The sequence below is a fragment of the Duganella sp. Root198D2 genome (assembly GCF_001428585.1).
Classification (GTDB): Bacteria; Pseudomonadota; Gammaproteobacteria; order Burkholderiales; family Burkholderiaceae_D; genus Rugamonas.
In genome coordinates this window covers 165,058-184,918 of record NZ_LMIC01000001.1, presented here as the reverse complement: position 1 = coordinate 184,918, position 19,861 = coordinate 165,058, and the positions used below count along the sequence as shown (strand labels likewise).

Sequence of the window (19,861 nt, the reverse complement as noted above, 5' to 3'; positions counted from 1 at the left end):
GGGCTCTTTCTAAAGGATGAATCAGTATTTGACGGTACGCACGCCGTCCGGGGTACCCAGCAAGCACACATTGGCGCCACGCGCCGCAAACAAGCCGACGGCAACTACGCCGACGATCTGGTTAACCCGGGTTTCCAGCGCGACCGGGTCAGTGATCGACAAGCCGGACACATCGATGATATTGCCGCCATTGTCGGTCACGAAAATCTCGTCGGAACCGGCCTTGGTTCGCACTTTCGGCTGGCCGCCGAGGGCTGCCAGCTGGCGCATCACCGCATTGCGCGCCATCGGCAGCACTTCAACCGGCAGCGGGAACTTGCCCAGGGTCTCTACCAGTTTAGAACCATCTGCGATGCAGACGAATTGTTTCGACACTGAAGCCACGATCTTTTCGCGGGTCAGGGCTGCGCCGCCGCCTTTGATCATGTGACCTGCCGCGTTGATCTCATCGGCGCCGTCAATGTACACCGCGATTTCCGAAACCTCGTTAAGATCATAGACAGGAATGCCGTGACCGGCCAGGCGCGCTGCAGTCGCTTCCGACGAGGCAACAGCACCCCTGATGCGGTGCTTGATCTTGCCCAGTTCATCAATGAAGAAATTCGCAGTGGAACCGGTGCCAACGCCGATGATTTCGCCGTCGATCACGTACTCGATCGCCGAAATAGCAACAGCCTGTTTCAATTTGTCTTGCGTCATAGTTACAATGGATTCAATAAAGGTTGCCTATTTTATCCGAACTGTCAACTGACCCGGGAAAAACGCCAATGAAGCCAAGTACCGTATTGATCGTGGATGACAGCCGCGTGTCGCGTATGCTGACCCGCCAGCACATCCAGGTGCGCCACGCCGACTGGGTTGTAGAGGAAGCTGCCACCGGCGATGAAGCCATCGCCAAGGCCGAAGGATTACAGCCCGACCTGGTGCTGCTGGACGTGAACATGCCGGGCATGAATGGCGTCGATGCCGCCGCCGCGCTGCGTGCGATGCTGCCCAATGCCCACATCTCCCTGCTGACCGCCAACGTCCAGGCCGCGACCCGCCAGCGCGCCGAAGAGATCGGCGTGGGCTTCATGGAGAAACCGATCACCGCCGAGCGCATTGCGCAACTGATTGCGCCGCTGGAAGCCTGACCATGGTCCGGCTTACCGAACTGGAGCACGACGCCCTCGTCGAGCTGTTCAATATTGGCGTCGGCCAGGCGGCCTCCGCCATGAGCGAGATCGTCAACGAAACGGTCACCATGTCGGTGCCTGCCATCAGCTTCCTCACCCGTGCCACGGCCGCCAAACTGCTGACCAGCCGCAGTGGCGGCAATGGCCGCCTGTGCGGCATCAGCCAGCATTACAGCGGCGCCTTCGAAACCGAAGCCATCCTGATGTTCCCTGAGGAAAAGAGCCAGGAAATCGTACGGCTGATGGTGGGCGAAGCCATGCCGCTGGCTGAACTGTCGGCCATGGAACAGGAAGCGATGAGCGAGATCGGCAATATCCTGCTGAACAGCTGCGTCGGCTCGCTGGCCAACCTGCTCGGGCATGAGCTGCATGGCTCGCTGCCGGACTACCACCTTAGCTACAGCGAGGAGATCCTGGCCCTGGCCGGCAGCGGCGAGACCGCGGTGCTGATGCTGCATATCGAGTTCGTCATCGAGCGCCAGCAAATCGCCGGCGATATCGCCTTCATCATGGACGTGACAGCACTGCACGGCCTGAAACAGCATGTGGCCGAATTCCTCGACCGCTCCGTCGGCGGAGCGCAGCCATGACATCTTCAGTCGAATCCCTGCCGCTGCTGCAGGGCGTTATCGATTGCATTGACGTGGGCACGCTGGTGCTCGATACCAATGAACGCGTGGTATTGTGGAACCGCTGGATGGACCGCCACTCCGGCGTGCTCGGCACCGAAACGCTGGAGCGCAGCTTCTTCGACCTGTTCCCCGAACAGCGCGGCAAACGGCTGGAAGCTGCCATCGGCCAGGCGCTGCGCAGCAACCTGCCCTCCTTGCTGTCGCAGACCCTGAACCGCTGGCCGCTGCCGCTTTACGTCAGCAAGTCCGCCGCCGAAAAGGGCGAACGCATGCAGCAGCAGATCACGGTCACCCCGCTCAACCTGGGCAATAGTGAACGCTATTGCCTGATCCAGGTCAGCGACGTAACCGCCGCCGTGCAGCGCGAAAACCTGCTGCGCGAACAGGCCGTGGCCCTGCGCTCGCAAACCTTGCTGGACGACCTGACCGGTGTCGCCAACCGCCGCCACTTCGACATGGCGATCGACCGTGAAACCCGGCGCGCGCGGCGGGTCGGCACTCCGCTCTCGCTGATGATGCTCGATATCGATTACTTCAAGGCTTACAACGACCACTACGGCCACCAGCAAGGCGATGCCTGCCTGGAAGCAGTGGCGTCTGCGCTATCGACCATGCAGCAGCGCCCGGCCGACCTGTTCGCGCGCTATGGCGGCGAAGAATTCGCCGTAGTCCTGCCCGACACCCCGGCCGATGCCGCGGTGATGATGGCCAACGCCATGTGCCGCAAAGTGCGCGACTTGCGCATCCCGCACCAGGCATCGCGCACGGACGAGCGCATCGTCACCATCAGTATCGGTGTCGCCAGCAGCGACAGCAGCAATGCCGGCGAAGTATACGACCTGATTAACGCCGCCGACCGCGCCCTCTACCAGGCCAAGGCCTGCGGCCGCAACCGCGTGCACTCGATTTGAGGCTGTGCTCCTCGTCAGAGCAATTCGATCCCAAAGCGCCGCACGCACATCGCGAACAGGGCGAAACAGGCGATCGTCAGCAGCACGCAGGCGCCCAGCGTCGGCCAGAAACCCAGGCGCGGCAGCAGCCATGGAAAAAACAGGAACATCGGCAGTGTCGGTAGCACGTACCAGAAGGTGTACCAGGCGTGGTTGGCAATCTTCTGTTGCGGCTGCCGTTCAACGTAAAGCCAGATCAGCGCCAGTACCGTCACCATCGGCAGCGCGGCGATCAAGCCGCCCAGGCGGTCGCTGCGCTTGGCGAATTCCGACACCGCGACCACGACGCCGGCCGTCACCAGGTATTTGAAAATCAGCCAGGTCATCGTTTACCTCCTAGTGCGCAAAAACAAAACGAACCAGCGCCAGCGACAGCGCGAATACATAACCATAAGCGAAACGGTCGATACGCAGCACAGCGTCGCCGCGGCGCGCGCGCCATGCGCCCATCAGGCACATCATGCCCCCGGCAGCCAGCGGTGTAAGCAGCAGGTTAAGCTTGCGCAGGACTTCATTTCGCACCAGGTGATCCGGCAGCAGCCAGAGTGTAATCGCGCCCGCAACAACGCCGAAAAATGCATAGCCGACGCCCGCCACCAAAGGGTTCAGCGGCCGGCGAGGCGATTTTTCGAACGAATGAAAGCCCAGTTCCACCAGTGCTTCCACCACCACCTGGATCAGGAACTCGCCGATCAGCTCAAACAGGAATTCAATCATGGTGTGAACAAGGCATGCTGGCTGGCGGTATGAAAATCGCGCCAGACACGGTTGATCTCAGAATCTTCTTGCGCAGCGCGCAGGCCGCAGTACGGGTAAATCTCGCCCACGCTCCGGCGTGCCGCCAGCACCAATGCCATAGAAGCTTCGCGCAACTGCGCATCAAGCGCGTCGTCGACGCAACCGCCATTGCCCTCGCCCCCAGCCTGCGCCCAGGCCTGGTCGAGCAATGCGTACATGCGTTCACGCGCTCCCTCCAGCGCCACGGCAGCCCGCGCCAGCGCATCCGGTGCACTGGCAGGCGGCTGGCGGCGCGCCGCAACGATTTCCCGCGCCAACGACAGGAAGTGCCGCGCCATGCCGGACAAGTTGGCTGCCAGCGTCACCCATGCCAGCAACATGAACGGGAAGCGATACAGCGTGCCCGGCGCCGTTGCATGGGCAGGGTCAATCATGAATCCATGGCGTGCCGGCACCCACGCGCCTTCAATACGGTAGGCGTGCGACGCAGAGCCCTTCATGCCAAAGCTGCGCCAGGTCGGCTCAACCACCACCAACGCCGCCGGTACAACGAAAGCCCGAATCCTCGGTGCGCCATCCGGCCCGGCCAGCGGCTGGCCGTTCTCGCGCAGCACCGCATTGAGTGTGAAATGCGTAGCCATCGGCGCACCGCTGGCGATGTCCCAGCGGCCCGTAATCCGATATCCCTCGCCTTCCTTATCAGCGAAACCGGTCGGCGCCCCGCTGCCTGCCAGGCAAACCTGCGGCGTCGAAATGACTTCGCGCGCCGTATCCGGCGCCAGGAAACCCGCAAACCAGCCGGCGCCCGCGCACAGGGTTACAACCCACCCCATGCTGCCATCCGCCTCCGCGATAGCTTCCTCCAGCCGCACCACTTGCGGCAGCGGCAGCTCCGCCCCGCCTGCGGCACGCGGCGCCAGCATTTTCAGCCAACCCTGTTGATGGATCAGTGCCTGCTGGCCAGCGAGCAGGAAGCCCGCAGCTTCCGCGCCGGCCGCATCGGCCCGGATAGCGTTGAAGTCAACTTTCATTTGCAACCTGCTTCAGAATTGCGGGCATTCTAACCTTGGAGACTCCAATGCCGTGAACCATCCCGCTTGACTCGGCCAATCTTAAGTGGCTGACAGCGCCAGCACCGCCAGCGCGTACGTGGTCAGCACGATGATCGTCATGAACAGCAGGAAGCAGGTGCGCCACAAGGCGCCGTAGCGCGACAGGCTGTAGGTGCCGCGCAGTTGCAGGAACATGTGCACCGGCGGGATAAAGACGAACAGGAATGCAGCCAGGCCACCGTAGTCGAAGTAGCTCAGTGTCGCGACGATGGTGAACAGCAGCGACATGAACGACAGCGAATACAGCGAGAACACGGCATGGTCGTACATCGCTACACCGCGGCGCCAGAAGAACATCAGCCAAAGGAAGGGCATCGAGATCGGCACCAGCAGGAAGGAGTATTTGTAGGCCGCGTTCTTCAGCTTGTACTGCGCCAGTTCCGGGTTACTGACCGCGTGCTGGATGCCCTTGCTGATCCAGCCAACTTCGGAATGTTTTGCTTCCTTGCTGCCAGCCATGTCCTGGTCTGTCAGCCCCTCGGTGACATCATGCAGGATTTCCTGGATGATGCCCGGTTCCTTAGTCTTCGCGCTTTCCGCCGGGGTTACGGCCTCCCTGGAAGCTTCCTTGGCAGTTTCCTTGCCTGCAGCTTTGGGCGCCGGCTTGATCGTTTCGGTAAACTTGGCGGTGCCGGTCATGGCAATTTTCCCGGATGCCAGGGCGATATTGAGCCCGTCCAGCGCCTTCTTTGCTTCATCCAGCCTGTGCTGCGCTTTCGGGACTTCCGACGTGCCGGGTTCCGCATCCTTGAGGTCCGACTCCGCCTCGGCGATCGCTTTTTTCTGCTCAGCGATCTTCTCATTCATCGTTTGCTCGAAGGCGGCCTTGCCGTTCTTGCTATCGGTGACCTTGCCCGTACTCGGGCCCGAGCTGGTGCCCATCGTCAGCGAGAAGACGAAGAACATGAAGAACATCATGAAAAGGAACAGCGCCAGCGGCGAAACGAAGCGCGTGCGCTGGCCGTCGATGTAGCGGCGGGTAAGCTGGCCCGGGCGTGCCACCAGCAGCGGCAAGGTGCGCCAACCCTTGGTATCGAAGTGCAGCAGGCCGTGGACCAGCTCCTCGCCCAAGTGCAGAACCGACTTGTGCAAGTGGCCTTTCTGGCCGCAGCTGCCGCAATAATTGGCGGGGACTGGCGTGCCGCAGTTGGCGCATGAAGCGCCGTGTGCGTGTTCGCCGGGCTTGCCGGCATCGCCTTCGACCTCTTTGGCCACCAGGCTGGCTGTCACCAGGTCGCCTGCTACCTCAATCTCCATCCCCATCGCCGCTACTCCGCCAAATGCAAAGCTTGGATGTTAGCAAATTATTGATCTTTATTGCTAAGCAAGCCCACAATTCCTCCGAGGACGGCGCCAATCCCTGCCCATGGCAGTACGACCAGAGATGCCGGCGGACCTTTGCCGGACACGGATACCAAGTCGACAAAGAGAAATATTGGTGCGGACACCATGCCGAGCAGCGCAGCGGGCAAGGCCAACACACCCTCGCCCTGCTCCCAGCCGATCGTTGCGCCCTTGGCCATCGCGCCAAGCAGGATCCCCAGCAGTACGCCAACCAGGGCGCCGGCTAGAGGTGACGGACGGCGCCCAGGCATTTGGCTTCGAGCCCGGAAAATACAGCAGCGCCTTCTCGGAAAATGCTCACAGCGTTTTGCTGACATTCACGACGACGGTGCCGGCCAGGAAGTCATGCACGGCGCGGCGGCGCTTGTTAACCAGCATGACAATGACACCAACCCAGGTCCAGACATTAATCAGCAAGCTGATCGCAGACACCCAGCCTGGTCCCGACGCTGCCAGCACCGTGCTGCGCTCAAAGAAGCCGTAAGCGTGGTAAGCCGCATCATCCATGGCAAGTGCAGCCAGGCCGAGTCCGAAACTGCTCGCCGCCCCCATCAACATCATTGGCGCTTCACGAATCAGGGCCGCCATGAACGTGACTGGCGAATGGTCCTTCATCTGGACGCGCAGCTTCAACACCAGTTTGCCAGGAGTACCGCCGTAGCGGCGCACCAGGTAAACCGAATAGAACAAGGCGAACAGCACGGATGGAATGACCGACCACAGATAGAAGGAGCGGGACAGGGAACTGAGCCAATATGTCAGGCCGATAATCGGCGACATTACCAGCAGGTCAATGATTTTTGCGCCGACGCGCAGCCAGAAGCCGCCAACGTTCGGGATTGCATTGCCGTCTTCCGGCGCAGGAACATCCAGGTCGGCAACGGGGGCCTGATAAGGGTTATGCATGGGAGTTCACGAAAAATGTGCTTTAAAGCAACTACGATATCACACCATTAGCAAAAAATATACGTGGCAGGTTGGCTGGCGAGGATGGGTCGCGCAAGAAGTCGCGCAGCATATCGTTATACAGGCCGGCATCCAGCTTCTGCAGGTAGACCACCGCGAAGTAGTCGGCCAGCACTTCGGCCTGCGCTTCCATATTGAAGTCGCATAGCCGCAATTCGGGCGCAAGCTCATAGTCGTAGCTCAAGCCAAGGCGGATGGCGCCGCGCCACATCACGGGATAGCCAAGCTGATGCTGCCAGACATGGACCATCTCGTGCATGAACCAATGCTTTTCACTTTCGGTAGCGAGGGAAAAGTCCGGACGGTAGCGCGAAATGTGGAAATACAGTTCGCCGTTGGGCGTGATGCAGACGTCTTTGCGCTGCAGGAAGGGAATAAAGCGGGTGTTGTGAATGCGCACCCGCTGGTAGTCGATCGCGCCGCCGAACACCAGCCGGGCCAGCGCGATCTCACCCGACGTTAGCGGCCGGGCGATGACTTCCATCAGTGGCGCAGTGCGCTTGCCGCTTTGGCGATGGCGGTAATGCGGCCCCAGTCGCCGGCTTGCATGGCGTCTTTCGGCGTCAGCCAGGAGCCGCCCACGCAGGCCACGTTCTTCAGCGACAGGAAGGCTGGCGCGGTGTCTTGCGAGATGCCGCCGGTCGGGCAGAACACCACGTCCGACAGCGGACCGGCAATCGCGTTCAGCATGCCGACTCCGCCGGCAGGAACGGCCGGGAACAGCTTCAGCTGCTTGAAGCCCTGCTCGCGCGCCTTCATCACTTCCGATGGCGTCATGACGCCAGGCAGCAGCGGCAGGCCGCTCGACTTGGCAGCGCCGATCAGCGCATCGGTCAGGCCCGGCGACACGCCGAACACCGCACCAGCATCGCGCGCGGCAGCGAATTCCTCGGGCTGGGTCAGCGTGCCGACGCCGACGATCGCGCCCTCCACCTGGCTCATGGCGCGGATCGCGCCCAGGCCGTGCTGGGTGCGCAGGGTCACTTCCAGCACGCGGATGCCGCCTGCCACCAGGGCTTTCGCCAGTGGCACGGCGTGGTCAGGGTCGTCAATCGCGATCACAGGGATCACGGCCGAGGTACGCATAATTTCGAGCAGGGTCATTTCAAGCTTTCTTTGCGAGGAAATCTTCATCGGAACCGGGCACGGTATTGCCCACATTGTCTTCGCCGTGCAGCGGCACGGTGGTCGGGATCGGGGACGGCAATGGGAACATGGTCGCCCCCTGCTCCGCCGCGCAGACGCTGGTGCGGAACATGGAGAACAGCTCGCGGCCCATGCCGATCTGGTTTGGCGACAGGTCGGCCAGCGCCAGCGAGCGGCCATGCCATACGTCCGACGACACCAGCGCTTCCAGCGTACCGCTTGCCGCATCGAGGCGGATGATGTCGCCGTCGCGCACCAGGCCCAGCGGGCCGCCGGCCAGGATTTCCGGCGACACGTGGATCGCGGCCGGTACCTTGCCCGAGGCGCCGGACATGCGGCCATCGGTCACCAATGCCACCTTGCGGCCGGCATCCTGCAGGTTCGCCAATGCCGGGGTCAGTGCGTGCAGCTCCGGCATGCCGTTGGCTTTGGGACCCTGGAAGCGGAGCACCGCCACGAAGTCGCGGTCCAGTGTGCCGGCCTTGTAGGCAGCCATGAAGGCTTCCTGCGAATCGAACACCAGCGCCGGTGCTTCAACCATGCGGTGCTCTTCCTTCACGGCCGAGACCTTCATGATGGCGCGGCCCAGGTTACCCTGCACCAGCACCATGCCGCCGTCTTTCGAGAACGGATCGGCAGCGCCGCGCAGCACCTTCTCGTCGGCGCTCCTGAGCGGCGCTTCCTTGAAGATCACGCCGCTGGCATCGTCGCTCAGGAACGGTTCGGCGCAATGCGCGCGCAGGCCTTTGCCCAGGATGGTGTTCACGTCATCGTGCAGCAGGCCGGCATCCAGCAGTTCGCGAATCACGAAACCAGTGCCGCCGGCGGCGTGGAAGTGGTTCACGTCGGCATCGCCATTCGGATAGATGCGGCACAGCAGCGGCACCACGGCCGACAGCTCGTTGAAATCGTCCCAGTCGATCACTACGCCGGCCGCCTTGGCAATCGCCACCAGGTGCAGGGTGTGGTTGGTCGAACCGCCGGTAGCCAGCAGGCCGACCACCGCGTTGATGATGGACTTCTCGTCCACGATATGGCCAACCGGGATGTACTCATTGCCCATTTCCGTGATCTGCGCCGCGCGCTGTGCCGCAGCAGCAGTCAGCGCATCGCGCAGGGGCGTTCCCGGGTTGATGAACGCGGCGCCCGGCAGGTGCAGGCCCATGATTTCCATCAGCAGCTGGTTGGAGTTGGCGGTACCGTAGAAGGTGCAGGTACCGGCGCCGTGATAGGACTGCGACTCGCCTTCCAGCAGTTCTTCGCGGCTCGCCTTGCCTTGCGCATAGCGCTGGCGGATAGCAGCTTTGTCTTTATTCGACAGGCCGGAAGTCATCGGGCCGGCGGGCACGAACACCGCCGGCAGGTGGCCAAAGTGCAGCGCGCCGATCAGCAGGCCCGGCACGATCTTGTCGCATACGCCCAGGTACAGCACCGAGTCGAACATATTGTGGGACAGGCCGATCGCCGCCGACATCGCAATCGCGTCGCGCGAGAACAGCGACAGCTCCATGCCCGGCTGGCCCTGCGTCACGCCGTCGCACATGGCCGGCGTACCGCCCGCGTACTGCGCCACCGCGCCAACCTTGCGCACAGCATCCTTGATGATGGCCGGGAAGGTCTCGAACGGCTGGTGTGCCGACAGCATGTCGTTGTAGGCAGAGATGATCGCCACCGAAGGCTGCTTCACTTCCTTCAGGATCAGCTTATCGTTTGCCGGGAACGCGGCAAAACCGTGCGCCAGGTTCGTGCAGGACAGGGTGCCACGCTGGGTGCGGCCTTTGACGCGGGCCGCCTGGAGGTGCGCCAGGTAGGCGCCGCGGGAAACGCGGCTGCGCTGGATGACGCGTGCGGTGACTTTTTCCAGGACTGGATGCAACGGCATGATCGTTCCTTATCAATGAATTTCAGGAAATTTTACTACAAAATTTCCAATTGCGAGCGCTCCCATTGGGTCGAATTACACTGCAAAGCCCCTGGATATGCCGACGCACAAAAAGATTTGTAGTGAATTTACCTGTTTTTCCTGTATAGTTAAACACAATTCATAAATCCCTATGCCACAGGACATTATGCGCTTGCCCGCCCTGACCTCCACCGCCGCCTACCAAGCCCTCGAAATCCACGCCCACGATGCCCGCGAATGGCAAATGCGCCAGCTGTTCCAGAAGGACCCGGGCCGCTTCCCGCGCATGACGGTCGATGCGGCAGGCCTGTTCCTGGACTACTCCAAGAACCGCGCCGACGACGAGACCATCAATCTGCTGGTGCACCTGGCCCGCACGCGCGGCGTGGCAGAGCAGCGCGACGCCATGTTTGCCGGCGAAAAAATCAATATTACCGAACGCCGCGGCGTGCTGCACACCGCCCTGCGTATGCCGCGCGGCAAGGTGCAGAAAGTCGACGGCCAGGACGTGAACGGCAACGTGCACGCAGTGCTGGACCGCATCAAGGTGTTTACCGACAAGGTGCGCAATGGCGGCTGGCTGGGCCATACCGGCAAGCCGATCACCGACGTGGTGAATATCGGCATCGGCGGCTCCGACCTGGGCCCGAAGATGGCTGTATTGGCCCTGCGCTCATACTGCCATCCGCGTATGAAGATGCACTTCGTTTCCAACGTCGACGGCCATGATATGGATGCGGTGCTGGCGCAGGTCAATCCCGAGACCACCCTGTTCATCGTCGCCTCGAAAACCTTCACCACTGCCGAAACCATGCTGAACGCGCAAACGGCGCGCAGCTGGTTCCTGGCCAAGGCCAAGGAAGCCGACCTGCCGCGCCATTTTGTCGCGGTCTCCACCAATACCGACGCCGTGCGCACCTTCGGCATTGATCCCGAAAACATGTTCCCGTTCTGGGACTGGGTGGGCGGCCGTTACTCCGTCTGGTCGGCAATCGGCCTGTCGGTTGCGATAGCGATCGGCTTCGGCTACTTCCAGGCATTCCTGGAAGGCGCGCACGCCATGGATGAACACTTCCGCGAAGCGCCGCTCGAGGCGAACATGCCGGTGCTGCTGGCCCTGGTCGGCTTCTGGAACCGCCAGTTCCTGGGCGCGACTTCGCTGTCCATCGCCCCTTACCACCAGGACCTGAACCGCTTCCCGGCCTACCTGCAGCAGCTCGACATGGAAAGCAACGGCAAGCGCGTGACCAGGAACGGCCAGCCGGTCGACACGCCGACCTGCCCGATCGTCTGGGGCGAGTGCGGCACCAACGCGCAGCACGCCTACTTCCAGCTCCTGCACCAGGGCACCGACGCAACGCCGATCGACTTCATCGCCGCCCTGCGCGCAACCCACGACCTGCCGGGCCACCACGACGCCCTGCTGGCCAACTGCTTCGCCCAGTCGGAAGCCTTCATGAAGGGCAAGACCGAAGATGAAGTGCGCGCAGAACTGAAAGGCGCCAACGTGCCGCCAGCCGAAATGGAAGAACTGGTGCCGCACAAGACATTCCCAGGCAACCGTCCTTCCAACACCATCCTGATGGACCAGCTGACGCCGTCCACGCTCGGCGCGCTGATCGCGTTGTACGAGCACAAGACTTTCGTGCAAGGCGTGATCTGGAATATCGCCAGCTTCGACCAATGGGGCGTGGAACTGGGCAAGGTGCTGGCCAGGAAAATCCAGTCCGAATTGACCGGCAAAGTCGATCCGGAAGCCCATGACAGCTCGACCAACGGCCTGATCGTGATGGCCAAGTCGGCCCAGATCGAATGAACAGCTACCAGGTCGAAGTCGCCTGCAACGCCACCATGACCGTGGGCGAGAGCCCGCTGTGGGCGCCGGACGAAAATGCCCTGTACTGGGTCGATATCGAAGGCTTTGCCATCCACCGCCTGTGCCCCGCCAGCGGCCAGCACGAACAATGGAAAGTGGACAGCGAAGCGTCGTCGCTGGCGCGCGCTGCCAATGGCGGCCTGATGGTCGCCCAGCGCCGCGGCTTCTCCCGCTTCAACCCCGGCACCGGCGAATTGACACTGGTGGCGGAAGCGCCTTTCGACCAGTCCACCACCCGTTTCAACGACGGCAAATGCGACGCGGCAGGCCGTTTCTGGTGCGGCACCATCTACGAGCCGCGCGACAAACCGGCGGCGGAAATGTATGTCCTCGAACGAGGCAATGTGCGCAAGGTCTGGTCCGGCGGCATGGTCAATTCGAATGGCCTGGGATTCAGCCCTGACAACAAAACCATGTTCCATGCCGAAACAGCGAGCCACCGCGTCACGCGCTTTGCGTTCGACCTGCTGTCCGGCACCGTCAGCGATGAACGCGACGTGCGCCGCTTCAGCACCGACAAATCCGCCGCAGACTACGGCGGCCGCCCGGACGGTGCGGCAGTCGACAGCGAAGGCAACTACTGGGTCGCCATGTTCGAAGGCGGCCGCATCCTCAAGCTGTCGCCGCAGGGCGACCAGCTTGACGAGATCCGCCTGCCGGTACGCTGCCCGACCATGGTGGCTTTCGGCGGCCCGGACTTGCGCACCCTGTACATCACCACGGCCGGCAAACGCCCGGCCGAGGAACTGGCGGCCTTCCCGCTCAGCGGCAAATTGCTGTCGGTGCGCATGCCCGTGGCGGGCCGCATCGAGCCCGCTTACTTGGATTGAAGTACGTAGACCGAAGTAAACCCTGTAACTCACCTGAAAACGATTATGGCTCTCTCTGATTTCGACCTGGTTCTGTTTGGCGGCAGCGGCGACCTCGCAATGCGCAAACTGCTGCCCGCTATGTTTAGCCGCGATATTTGCGGCGACCTGCCGCCGACCGCGCGCATCGTTTGCGTCGGCCGCCAGGAGAGCACACAGGAAGAGTTCATCAATATGGTGACGACCACCTCGCGTCCCCATATCAAATCAGCCAAAGCTACCGACGAGAACTGGAGCCGCTTCACCGCGCGCATCGTCTATGTCGCACTCGATGCCACCGACTCAACCACCTACAAAGGCCTGGTCGAAGCGCTGCGCACCGATCCCGCAATTACCCGCGTCTACTACCTGGCCACCCCGCCGGCCCTGTTCTCGCGCATCTGCGACAACCTGAAGGACAACGGCCTGGCCACCGCCAACTCGCGCGTGGTGCTGGAAAAGCCGCTCGGCCGCGACCTGGCATCGGCCAAGCAGATCAACAAGGAAGTTGGCCAGGTCTTCGAGGAACAGCAGATCTACCGTATCGACCACTACCTGGGCAAGGAGACCGTGCAGAACCTGCTGGCCCTGCGCTTCGGCAACATCCTGTTCGAACCGCTGTGGCGCCGCGAGTGGATTTCCGACGTACAGATCACCATCGCCGAGAAACTGGGCGTGGGCAACCGCATCGGCTACTACGACACCTCCGGCGCGCTGCGCGACATGCTGCAGAACCACCTGCTGCAGTTGCTTTGTATCGTCGCCATGGAGCCGCCCACCTCGATCGCGCCGGACGCCGTGCGCGACTCCAAGCTGCAGGTGCTGCGCTCCCTGAAACGCTTCACCGCGACCACCCTGGCGCAGAACATCGTGCGCGGCCAGTACCGCGCCGGCCACGTCGAAGGCAAGGCGGTGCCAAGCTACCGCGACGAGCCGGAAGCGCCGCAGAATTCGAAGACCGAAACCTTCGTCGCCATGAAAGTGGAAATCGACACCTGGCGCTGGGCCGGCGTGCCGTTCTACCTGCGCACAGGCAAACGCATGGCCGACTCGCTGGCCGAGATCGTGGTGCGCTTCAAACAGATCCCGCACTCGATCTTCAACCAGCCGACCTCCAGCTTCCAGCCGAATTCCCTGGTGATCCGCCTGCAGCCGGACGAAGGCCTGCGCATGAACCTGATGGCCAAGACCCCGGGCGAAGGCATGCGCCTGAAACCGGCGGAACTGGAACTGGACTTCCGCGAAACCTTCAAGATGCCGCGCATGGACGCTTACGAGCGCCTGCTGCTGGATGTGCTGCGCGGCCAACTGACCCTGTTCATGCGCGGCGACGAGCTGGAAGCCGCCTGGGAATGGGTCGAACCGATCCTGAACAACTGGGAGCAGGACGATTCCGCGCCGCTGCCATACGCCTCCGGCACCTGGGGCCCGGCCGCCGCCAGTGCCCTGATCGGCCGCGACGGGCTACAATGGCGCGAAGAAGCACTGCCGGAAGACTAATGCTGCTCGATTCCATCCGCACCCAGCTCGACTCGCTCTCCAAATCGGAGCGCAAGGTCGCGCTGGCCGTGCTAGACAACCCAGCCCGCACCGTGGGTGCCAATATCACGGCGCTGGCCAAGAGTGCGCAAGTGTCCGAGCCGACCGTGGTGCGCTTCTGCCGCACGCTCGGCTACGACGGCTGGCATGAATTCAAACTGAAGCTGGCGCAAGGCCTGGCCCTCGCCCTGCCCGGACTGAACGACCAGCCGGCGCAGGACGACCTGGCAGCCGACCTGGTAAACAAGATTTGCAGCCGCTCCATCAACACGCTGCTGGACCTGCGCAATAACCTCAACGCAGAACCGGTGCAGAAAGCGCTCGACATCCTGTCGCGCGCACGCAAGATCGAATTCTACGGCCACGGCACCTCCGGCATCGTAGCCGCCGATGCGCAGCACAAGTTCTTCCGTTCCGGCGTGCCGACCGTGGCCTACGCCGACCCGGCCATCCACAGTATTTCGGCGGCATTGCTGCATGAAGGCGACGCGGTGGTGGCGATTTCCCAGCGCGGCAACAGCCCGGCGCTGGTGCGCTCGGCCAAGCTGGCGAAAGAAGGCGGCGCCGACGTGATCGTGCTGGCGCCCTCCGGCACCCCGCTGGCGGAAGCGGCCACGGTACTGATCCCGATCGACCTGATCTTCAACACCGACCCATACACACCGATCTCGGCGCGCCTGGCTTACCTGGTAGTGATCGACGTACTGGCCGTAGGCCTGGCCCTGAAACGCGGCCCCGAATTCCGCAAGAAAATGCAGAACGCCCAAAAGGCCCTGCAGGAATTCGACATGCAGTTCGACTCCTTCATCGGTTAACGTTTATTTCTGCAGCGAGCGCAGGGTGGCTTCGGCTTCTTCGCGCCATGGGCCGCCGAGCTTGATGGCGGTCTGCGCGGCGGTGCGCGCTTCGTCCATTTGGCCCAGCTCGCCCAGCACGACGGCCAGGTTGTTGAAGGCGGCGCCGTTGTCCGGGTGCGCTGTGGCGGCGCTGCGGAATGCTTCGGCTGCGGCCTTGCGGTCGCCGCCGGCGTACGCGCTGTTGCCGAGGCCAAGTTGCAGCGGCAGTGCGTCCGGCCAGCGCTGCAGGGCGGCGCGATACGACTTTTGCGCTGCCTGCGGCGGCGCCGACTTTTCAAAGGCCACCAGTGCAGTCTGCAGCTCCGCCAACTCGGTGGTGGCAGGCATCTGGCCTGGCGCGAGCGCCACCATGCCCCAGTAGCCGCTGCGTTTCCATGTGTGTTCGAAAGTAGAAAGCGGCATCGTCAGGCGCCGCGTAGTTCCTGAGCGCAGGATCACTTCGCCGCTGTCGATGTCATAGCCGATGACCACCGCGTAGTGCCACTTCGGGAAAATTGGAAGGCTCAGGTTTTGCAGTACCAGCACGGGATGGCCGGCGTCAAGTTCCGCCAGCAGTGCGTCCATGCGGGGCGGAATGCGTGCGGTCACAACGCCATGGCGGCGCCCGGCGGCCTGCAGTTCGATTTGCAAGCTGCCTTCACGTCCTGGCAGGTACACCTCTGGCACCAGGGCCTCGGGCGAAACCTCGGCGCCCGCTGCGCCCAGCATCATTGCCAGCGCGGCAGGCCCGCATTGATAGCGCTCCTGGGCGTGGAAGGGGGTCGAGCTGAGTTCCTGCTGGTGCGGCCCGGTGCGCGGCCCAGCGAGCAGCGCACGGGTCTGGGTGGCGCAACCTGCCAGCAGCAGGACTACTGCTGCCGTGGCAAGCAGGCGCCGTGTCATCAACGTGCGGAGCGGGTGAACGGGAAGACTTTGGTCAGGCCGAGGATGTCGGTCACCAGCAGCACCACGAAGATGAAGACCAGGGCGCCGATCAGGCCATCACCGCCGGCTGGCAGGGAATCAACCTGCTGCGCCAGGGATGCGGCTTCGGCATCGGTCAGCGCAGCCACGCGGGCTTGCGCTGCTTCCATGGTGATGCCGTTGCGCTCCAGTGCTATTTGCACGTCGGCGCGTTGCAGTTCAGCTACCAGGCGTGCGCGGACTTGCGCCGCTGCGTCTGCTGCTGCAACTTGTGCGGTGCCGATCATGGCGGCCTGGGCAGTTTGCTGGAAGCCCACGACGACGAAGGCCGACATCAGGAAATGTACGATGAATTTTTTCATTTAAATTACTCCAAGGATATAAATCTCACCAATTATATCCAAGGAGCAACTCACCTGACGCACGATTGATGAATTAGAGGCCTTCTCGCAACATTTTTTCCATGGCGACGCGCGACACGTGCGGCGTGTCCTTGCCGGATTCCACCTGCCACTGGCCGCCCTTCTGCAGAACGATGTACTCGACTTGCGCGCTACCGCCCTTCGGGTGGGGTACGGCCTGCTCCATATCGAGCCCGGTTGTCGGGGTGTAGGTGAAAGTGACGGTGGCCTTGCAGCGCGCGCCTTCGCAGCTCACGGCGTCAGTCTTCCAGCCGTCGACCAGGTGCACCTGTTCGTAATAGCCTTCGGTATCGTTGTGGAGGCGGCCGCCGTCCAGTTCGAATTTCAGGAAATGATCGAGTGCCGCTTGCGGGGTAGCTTCTGCAGCGTGCGCGGAGAAGGCGGCGCACAGCGCGGCCAGGATGGTAAGTTTTTTCATAGCGGTATTATATTTTTCTGTAGAGCAATTGCTCAACACTAAAATCCGACGCAAAACTCTAAAATCCATATAATGCCTTTCATGCAAGAATCGACACTATATGGCCGTGTTTTAGGCCTCGCCAACCTCGGCTTGATGGTGCTGGACGCCGACCAGCGCATCGTTTTCTGGAACCAATGGCTGGCCAGCCGCTCCGGCATGGCCCCACCCCGCGTGCTGGGACTGACCCTGGTTGAAGCTTTTCCCGAATTGTCGGGCAAGCGCATCGAACAGTCGCTGCACACTGCCCTGGCCAACAACCTGCCGTCCGTGCTGCCGCAAAACCAGGACCGCACGCCCTTCCCGCTGTTTGCCGCCGGCACCTGGGGCGGCGAACGTATCGAGCAGTCCGTTACGCTCACGCCCTTCAACGAAGGCAAGGAGCGCTTTTGCCTGGTTGAGGTGGCGGACGTCAGCAATACCGTCGGCCGTGAACGCCAACTGCGCGGCCAGGCCGAAGCGCTGCGCGCGCAATCCTATGTCGATGGCCTGACCGGCATCGCCAACCGCCGCCACTTCGACGTGGCATTGGATCGTGAACTGCGCCGCGCCCAGCGCCAGGGTGCCAGCCTGTCGCTGCTGCTGATGGATATCGATTCCTTCAAGGCCTATAACGACCACTTTGGCCACCAGCAAGGCGACGCCTGCCTGACCATGGTGGCGGAAGCCTTCGCCTCGCGGCTGCAACGGCCGGCCGACCTGGCTGCGCGTTACGGCGGCGAGGAATTTGCAGCCATCCTGCCGGATACCACGCCGGAACAGGCAGCACAGCATGCGGAAGTGATCCGCGCCCACGTGGAATCGCTGAACATGGCGCACGCGCCCAATGCCGTTCACCCGCACGTCACGCTGAGCATCGGTGTCGCCAGTTTCGACAAGGATCACCTGGAAGACGCCAAGGCGCTGCTGGAAGCGGCCGACCGCGCACTCTACGCCGCCAAGCGCGAAGGCCGCAACCGCGTGATCGTCGGGCAGCCCGCCTAACCTTTGTAGAAGTAAGGATCGAGCGAAGTCACCTGGGTGATCTTATCCACCGGCAGCTGGTTCATTTCCGCCGTCTCGCGGATCGCTTCCGGCGACGGGGCTTCATACAGGCAGTAAGTCTTGCGCAGGTCGTCGCTCACGTAGGAATGGATCCAGGTGACGCCGCTGCGGGCATTGGTGCCGATCACGGCGTCGCAGGCTTTGGCGCCATCGGCGTTGACAGGAATGTGCAAGCCGTCCGGGAAAGTGCGCTCAACAATATAGCGGGGCATGATGGTCTCCTTGGGTTCCCTGATTCGCGGCCGAGCCGCCAATCTTCACCATAGACCATCCTGCCGCGCTGTCCAGTCACGCTGCCAACGGTGCGCGCCCGCGCTGCGCGCCCGGCTCGAGCGCCGCCTGCACCTGCCCGGCAATGATCTCAGCAGTAGCAGCCGACATGGTCCATCCCAGGTGGCCATGGCCCGTGTTGTAAAACACGCCCGGCCGCCTGCCCGCCCCGACACGCGGCATCAGGTCCGGCATCATCGGCCGCAAGCCTGCCCACGGCACCACCTGCCGCGTGCTGACGCCGGGAAAGCACTGCTGCACCCAGTTCACCAGCGGCGCGATGCGGTCGGCGCGGATGTCGCGGTTAAAGCCGTTGAATTCCGCCGTTCCCGCCACGCGGAAGCGATTGCCGCCCAGCCGGCTGCTTACCAGCTTGGCCGCATCGTCCACCAGGCTGACAGTGGGCGCCGCAGCGCGGCTTGGCGCGTCCTCCAGCATGACCGTGATCGAATAGCCTTTTACCGGATAGACGTTGACGCGGTCGCCCAGCATGGCGGCAATCTCGCGGCTGGCCGTACCGGCGCAGACAACCAGCGCATGGAAGCAACGCTCCTCCTCCACGCCGTCCAGCGCGAACCTGAGCCGCGCACTATCGCCGCCCGCCCCTACGCTGCGCACGTCGGCGCCGTACACCATCTGCACGCCGCGCGCTTCAGCGGCTTGCGCCAGTCCCACCGTGAATTTGTGGATGTCGCCCGTACTGTCGCTCTCGGTAAAGAAACCGCCGTAGAAGCGCTCCTCCAGCGCCGGCTCGATCGCCCGCATCTCGTCCGGCGTAACGGCGCGCCGCTGCAAGCCGCCCTGCTCCAGCAAGCCGGTTACCCGCGCCGCATGGTCGAAACCGGCCTTGTCGCGGTAGACATGCAGGATGCCCTCATGCCGTGCGTCGAAATCGATGCCCTCTTCGCGCGCCCAGCCAAACAGGTGCTCGCGCGCCGCAATCGCCAGCCGCGTGCTGGTGATTGTGTTGGCTTCGTAACGGGGAATGGCGGCCAGGAATTCGGCGAACCAGGACAGCTTGTGCCAGTTCGGCTTCGGGTTGACCAGCAGCGGCGCATCGCTGCGCAGCATCCACTTCAAGCCTTTGCCTACCGTGCTCCAGCTATTCCACGCTTCGGCATGGGAGGCTGAAAGCTGGCCGCCGTTGGCGAAAGAGGTCTCCATCGCGGGATAGCGATGGCGCTCGAACAAGGTGACCTGGAGGCCGCGGCGCGCCAACGCATAAGCCGTCGTAACGCCGCTGATGCCACCGCCGATGACCGCGACTGATTTCATGAGGGTGCCAGCTACTTACTGCGCCGCCGTCCTTCCATGCGATGCGGCGCCGCTGGCGCCCAGCACGCCGGCAATCAGCAATACATACCACAGCGCACCGGTACCGCCGTGCAGCGCCATCAGAGCAGTAGCATCGGCCACCAGGGCTACAGCGCAGCCCAGCGCCAGCAGCAGCAAGGCGATCGACACGGCAAACGACAGCACGCGGAAATTGGCCACGCGTGCGCCGGTGGCAAACAACAGGTAGCCCGCTACGCTGAACAGCGGGAACATCAGCCACAGCGAAACGCCGGCCACCAGTCCACCGACGCCCAGCTGCGCCAGGACCAGCGCAGCTCCAGAAAACAGACCCAGCGCCAGCAGCAGCGCTCCAACGATTGCCAAAACCATGGCTAACTCCTCAG

24 protein-coding genes are annotated in these 19,861 nt (G+C 62.8%); 8 read left to right on the top strand and 16 right to left on the bottom strand.

The window, feature by feature from the left end; genetic code table 11:
* Positions 1-21 precede the first annotated feature (21 nt).
* A complete protein-coding gene (gene rpiA, locus ASE26_RS00920) occupies positions 22-699 on the bottom strand; it encodes a ribose-5-phosphate isomerase RpiA (RefSeq protein WP_057245446.1) in 678 nt (225 codons plus the stop codon).
* Between the two features lie 68 nt (positions 700-767).
* Here rpiA and ASE26_RS00915 point away from each other — a divergent pair, with 68 nt between their 5' ends.
* Genes ASE26_RS00915 through ASE26_RS00905 form a run of 3 tightly spaced genes read left to right on the top strand, consistent with a single transcriptional unit; the run spans position 768 to position 2,718 of the window.
* Positions 768-1,133 carry a response regulator gene (locus ASE26_RS00915; protein ID WP_055930902.1) on the top strand — a complete coding sequence of 122 codons (366 nt, stop codon included), beginning with the start codon at positions 768-770 and terminating at the stop codon, positions 1,131-1,133.
* A gap of 2 nt (positions 1,134-1,135) precedes the next feature.
* Positions 1,136-1,765: a chemotaxis protein CheC gene (locus tag ASE26_RS00910; RefSeq protein ID WP_057245445.1), complete on the top strand. Its 630-nt coding sequence runs from the start codon at positions 1,136-1,138 to the stop codon at positions 1,763-1,765.
* The gene (locus ASE26_RS00905; protein ID WP_057245444.1) at positions 1,762-2,718 is read left to right on the top strand and encodes a GGDEF domain-containing protein; all 957 of its coding nucleotides are present in this window, start codon (positions 1,762-1,764) and stop codon (positions 2,716-2,718) included. Before ASE26_RS00910 ends, ASE26_RS00905 begins: the two co-directional genes overlap by 4 nt.
* Before the next feature lie 14 nt (positions 2,719-2,732).
* Here ASE26_RS00905 and ASE26_RS00900 read toward each other — a convergent pair whose 3' ends face one another.
* From ASE26_RS00900 to edd, 9 genes are all read right to left on the bottom strand, one after another.
* Entirely contained in the window at positions 2,733-3,083 is a 351-nt protein-coding gene (locus ASE26_RS00900) for a DUF3147 family protein (RefSeq protein ID WP_055930894.1), read from the bottom strand.
* A gap of 10 nt (positions 3,084-3,093) precedes the next feature.
* The gene (locus tag ASE26_RS00895) at positions 3,094-3,474 is read right to left on the bottom strand and encodes a hypothetical protein (RefSeq protein ID WP_055930891.1); all 381 of its coding nucleotides are present in this window, start codon (positions 3,472-3,474) and stop codon (positions 3,094-3,096) included.
* Positions 3,471-4,526: an acyl-CoA dehydrogenase gene (locus ASE26_RS00890; RefSeq protein WP_055930888.1), complete on the bottom strand. Its 1,056-nt coding sequence runs from the start codon at positions 4,524-4,526 to the stop codon at positions 3,471-3,473. The genes ASE26_RS00895 and ASE26_RS00890 overlap by 4 nt, the downstream gene beginning before the upstream one ends.
* 81 nt (positions 4,527-4,607) lie before the next feature.
* On the bottom strand, positions 4,608-5,864 hold the full coding sequence (locus ASE26_RS00885) for a DUF3667 domain-containing protein (protein WP_055930885.1): 1,257 nt from the start codon (positions 5,862-5,864) through the stop codon (positions 4,608-4,610).
* Positions 5,865-5,911: 47 nt separating this feature from the next.
* Positions 5,912-6,202, bottom strand: coding sequence for a hypothetical protein (locus ASE26_RS00880; RefSeq protein ID WP_055930882.1), 291 nt, complete (start codon positions 6,200-6,202; stop codon positions 5,912-5,914).
* A 46-nt stretch (positions 6,203-6,248) separates the two neighbouring features.
* The gene (locus tag ASE26_RS00875) at positions 6,249-6,857 is read right to left on the bottom strand and encodes an RDD family protein (RefSeq protein WP_055930879.1); all 609 of its coding nucleotides are present in this window, start codon (positions 6,855-6,857) and stop codon (positions 6,249-6,251) included.
* A 31-nt stretch (positions 6,858-6,888) separates the two neighbouring features.
* Positions 6,889-7,401, bottom strand: a complete 513-nt coding sequence (locus ASE26_RS00870; protein ID WP_200953795.1) for a Rhs element Vgr protein — start codon at positions 7,399-7,401, stop codon at positions 6,889-6,891.
* Complete coding sequence (gene eda / locus ASE26_RS00865) at positions 7,401-8,021, bottom strand: bifunctional 4-hydroxy-2-oxoglutarate aldolase/2-dehydro-3-deoxy-phosphogluconate aldolase (RefSeq protein WP_082507298.1); 621 nt, start codon at positions 8,019-8,021, stop codon at positions 7,401-7,403. Before eda ends, ASE26_RS00870 begins: the two co-directional genes overlap by 1 nt.
* 1 nt (position 8,022) lies before the next feature.
* The gene (gene edd / locus ASE26_RS00860; RefSeq protein WP_055930873.1) at positions 8,023-9,945 is read right to left on the bottom strand and encodes a phosphogluconate dehydratase; all 1,923 of its coding nucleotides are present in this window, start codon (positions 9,943-9,945) and stop codon (positions 8,023-8,025) included.
* 187 nt (positions 9,946-10,132) lie between these two features.
* Here edd and pgi point away from each other — a divergent pair, with 187 nt between their 5' ends.
* Genes pgi through ASE26_RS00840 form a run of 4 tightly spaced genes read left to right on the top strand, consistent with a single transcriptional unit; the run spans position 10,133 to position 15,044 of the window.
* Positions 10,133-11,782, top strand: coding sequence for a glucose-6-phosphate isomerase (gene pgi, locus ASE26_RS00855; protein WP_055930870.1), 1,650 nt, complete (start codon positions 10,133-10,135; stop codon positions 11,780-11,782).
* On the top strand, positions 11,779-12,672 hold the full coding sequence (locus ASE26_RS00850; RefSeq protein ID WP_055930867.1) for an SMP-30/gluconolactonase/LRE family protein: 894 nt from the start codon (positions 11,779-11,781) through the stop codon (positions 12,670-12,672). Before pgi ends, ASE26_RS00850 begins: the two co-directional genes overlap by 4 nt.
* Positions 12,673-12,717: 45 nt before the next feature.
* Positions 12,718-14,190, top strand: coding sequence for a glucose-6-phosphate dehydrogenase (zwf, locus tag ASE26_RS00845; RefSeq protein WP_055930864.1), 1,473 nt, complete (start codon positions 12,718-12,720; stop codon positions 14,188-14,190).
* Positions 14,190-15,044, top strand: a complete 855-nt coding sequence (locus ASE26_RS00840; RefSeq protein ID WP_055930861.1) for an SIS domain-containing protein — start codon at positions 14,190-14,192, stop codon at positions 15,042-15,044. The genes zwf and ASE26_RS00840 overlap by 1 nt, the downstream gene beginning before the upstream one ends.
* Before the next feature lie 3 nt (positions 15,045-15,047).
* Here the strand turns inward: ASE26_RS00840 and ASE26_RS00835 are convergent, their stop codons facing one another.
* The 3 genes from ASE26_RS00835 to ASE26_RS00825 all read right to left on the bottom strand — a co-directional run bounded on the left by ASE26_RS00835 (position 15,048) and on the right by ASE26_RS00825 (position 16,829).
* Positions 15,048-15,968 (bottom strand): PA2778 family cysteine peptidase, encoded by a 921-nt coding sequence (locus ASE26_RS00835; protein ID WP_055930858.1) that lies wholly within the window; start codon positions 15,966-15,968, stop codon positions 15,048-15,050.
* Positions 15,968-16,351 carry a PA2779 family protein gene (locus ASE26_RS00830; protein ID WP_055930854.1) on the bottom strand — a complete coding sequence of 128 codons (384 nt, stop codon included), beginning with the start codon at positions 16,349-16,351 and terminating at the stop codon, positions 15,968-15,970. The genes ASE26_RS00835 and ASE26_RS00830 overlap by 1 nt, the downstream gene beginning before the upstream one ends.
* Positions 16,352-16,424: 73 nt before the next feature.
* Positions 16,425-16,829 (bottom strand): hypothetical protein, encoded by a 405-nt coding sequence (locus ASE26_RS00825; RefSeq protein WP_055930852.1) that lies wholly within the window; start codon positions 16,827-16,829, stop codon positions 16,425-16,427.
* 81 nt (positions 16,830-16,910) lie between these two features.
* On the opposite strand from ASE26_RS00825, the gene ASE26_RS00820 reads away from it, so the two are divergent.
* Entirely contained in the window at positions 16,911-17,852 is a 942-nt protein-coding gene (locus tag ASE26_RS00820; RefSeq protein ID WP_229208099.1) for a GGDEF domain-containing protein, read from the top strand.
* Here the strand turns inward: ASE26_RS00820 and ASE26_RS00815 are convergent.
* The 3 genes from ASE26_RS00815 to ASE26_RS00805 form a co-directional block, all read right to left on the bottom strand.
* Complete coding sequence (locus tag ASE26_RS00815) at positions 17,849-18,124, bottom strand: DUF4242 domain-containing protein (RefSeq protein ID WP_055930847.1); 276 nt, start codon at positions 18,122-18,124, stop codon at positions 17,849-17,851. The genes ASE26_RS00820 and ASE26_RS00815 overlap by 4 nt on opposite strands.
* Before the next feature lie 76 nt (positions 18,125-18,200).
* Entirely contained in the window at positions 18,201-19,457 is a 1,257-nt protein-coding gene (locus ASE26_RS00810; RefSeq protein ID WP_055930844.1) for a D-amino acid dehydrogenase, read from the bottom strand.
* A gap of 15 nt (positions 19,458-19,472) precedes the next feature.
* The gene (locus tag ASE26_RS00805; protein WP_055930841.1) at positions 19,473-19,847 is read right to left on the bottom strand and encodes a hypothetical protein; all 375 of its coding nucleotides are present in this window, start codon (positions 19,845-19,847) and stop codon (positions 19,473-19,475) included.
* Between the last annotated feature and the right edge of the window lie 14 nt (positions 19,848-19,861).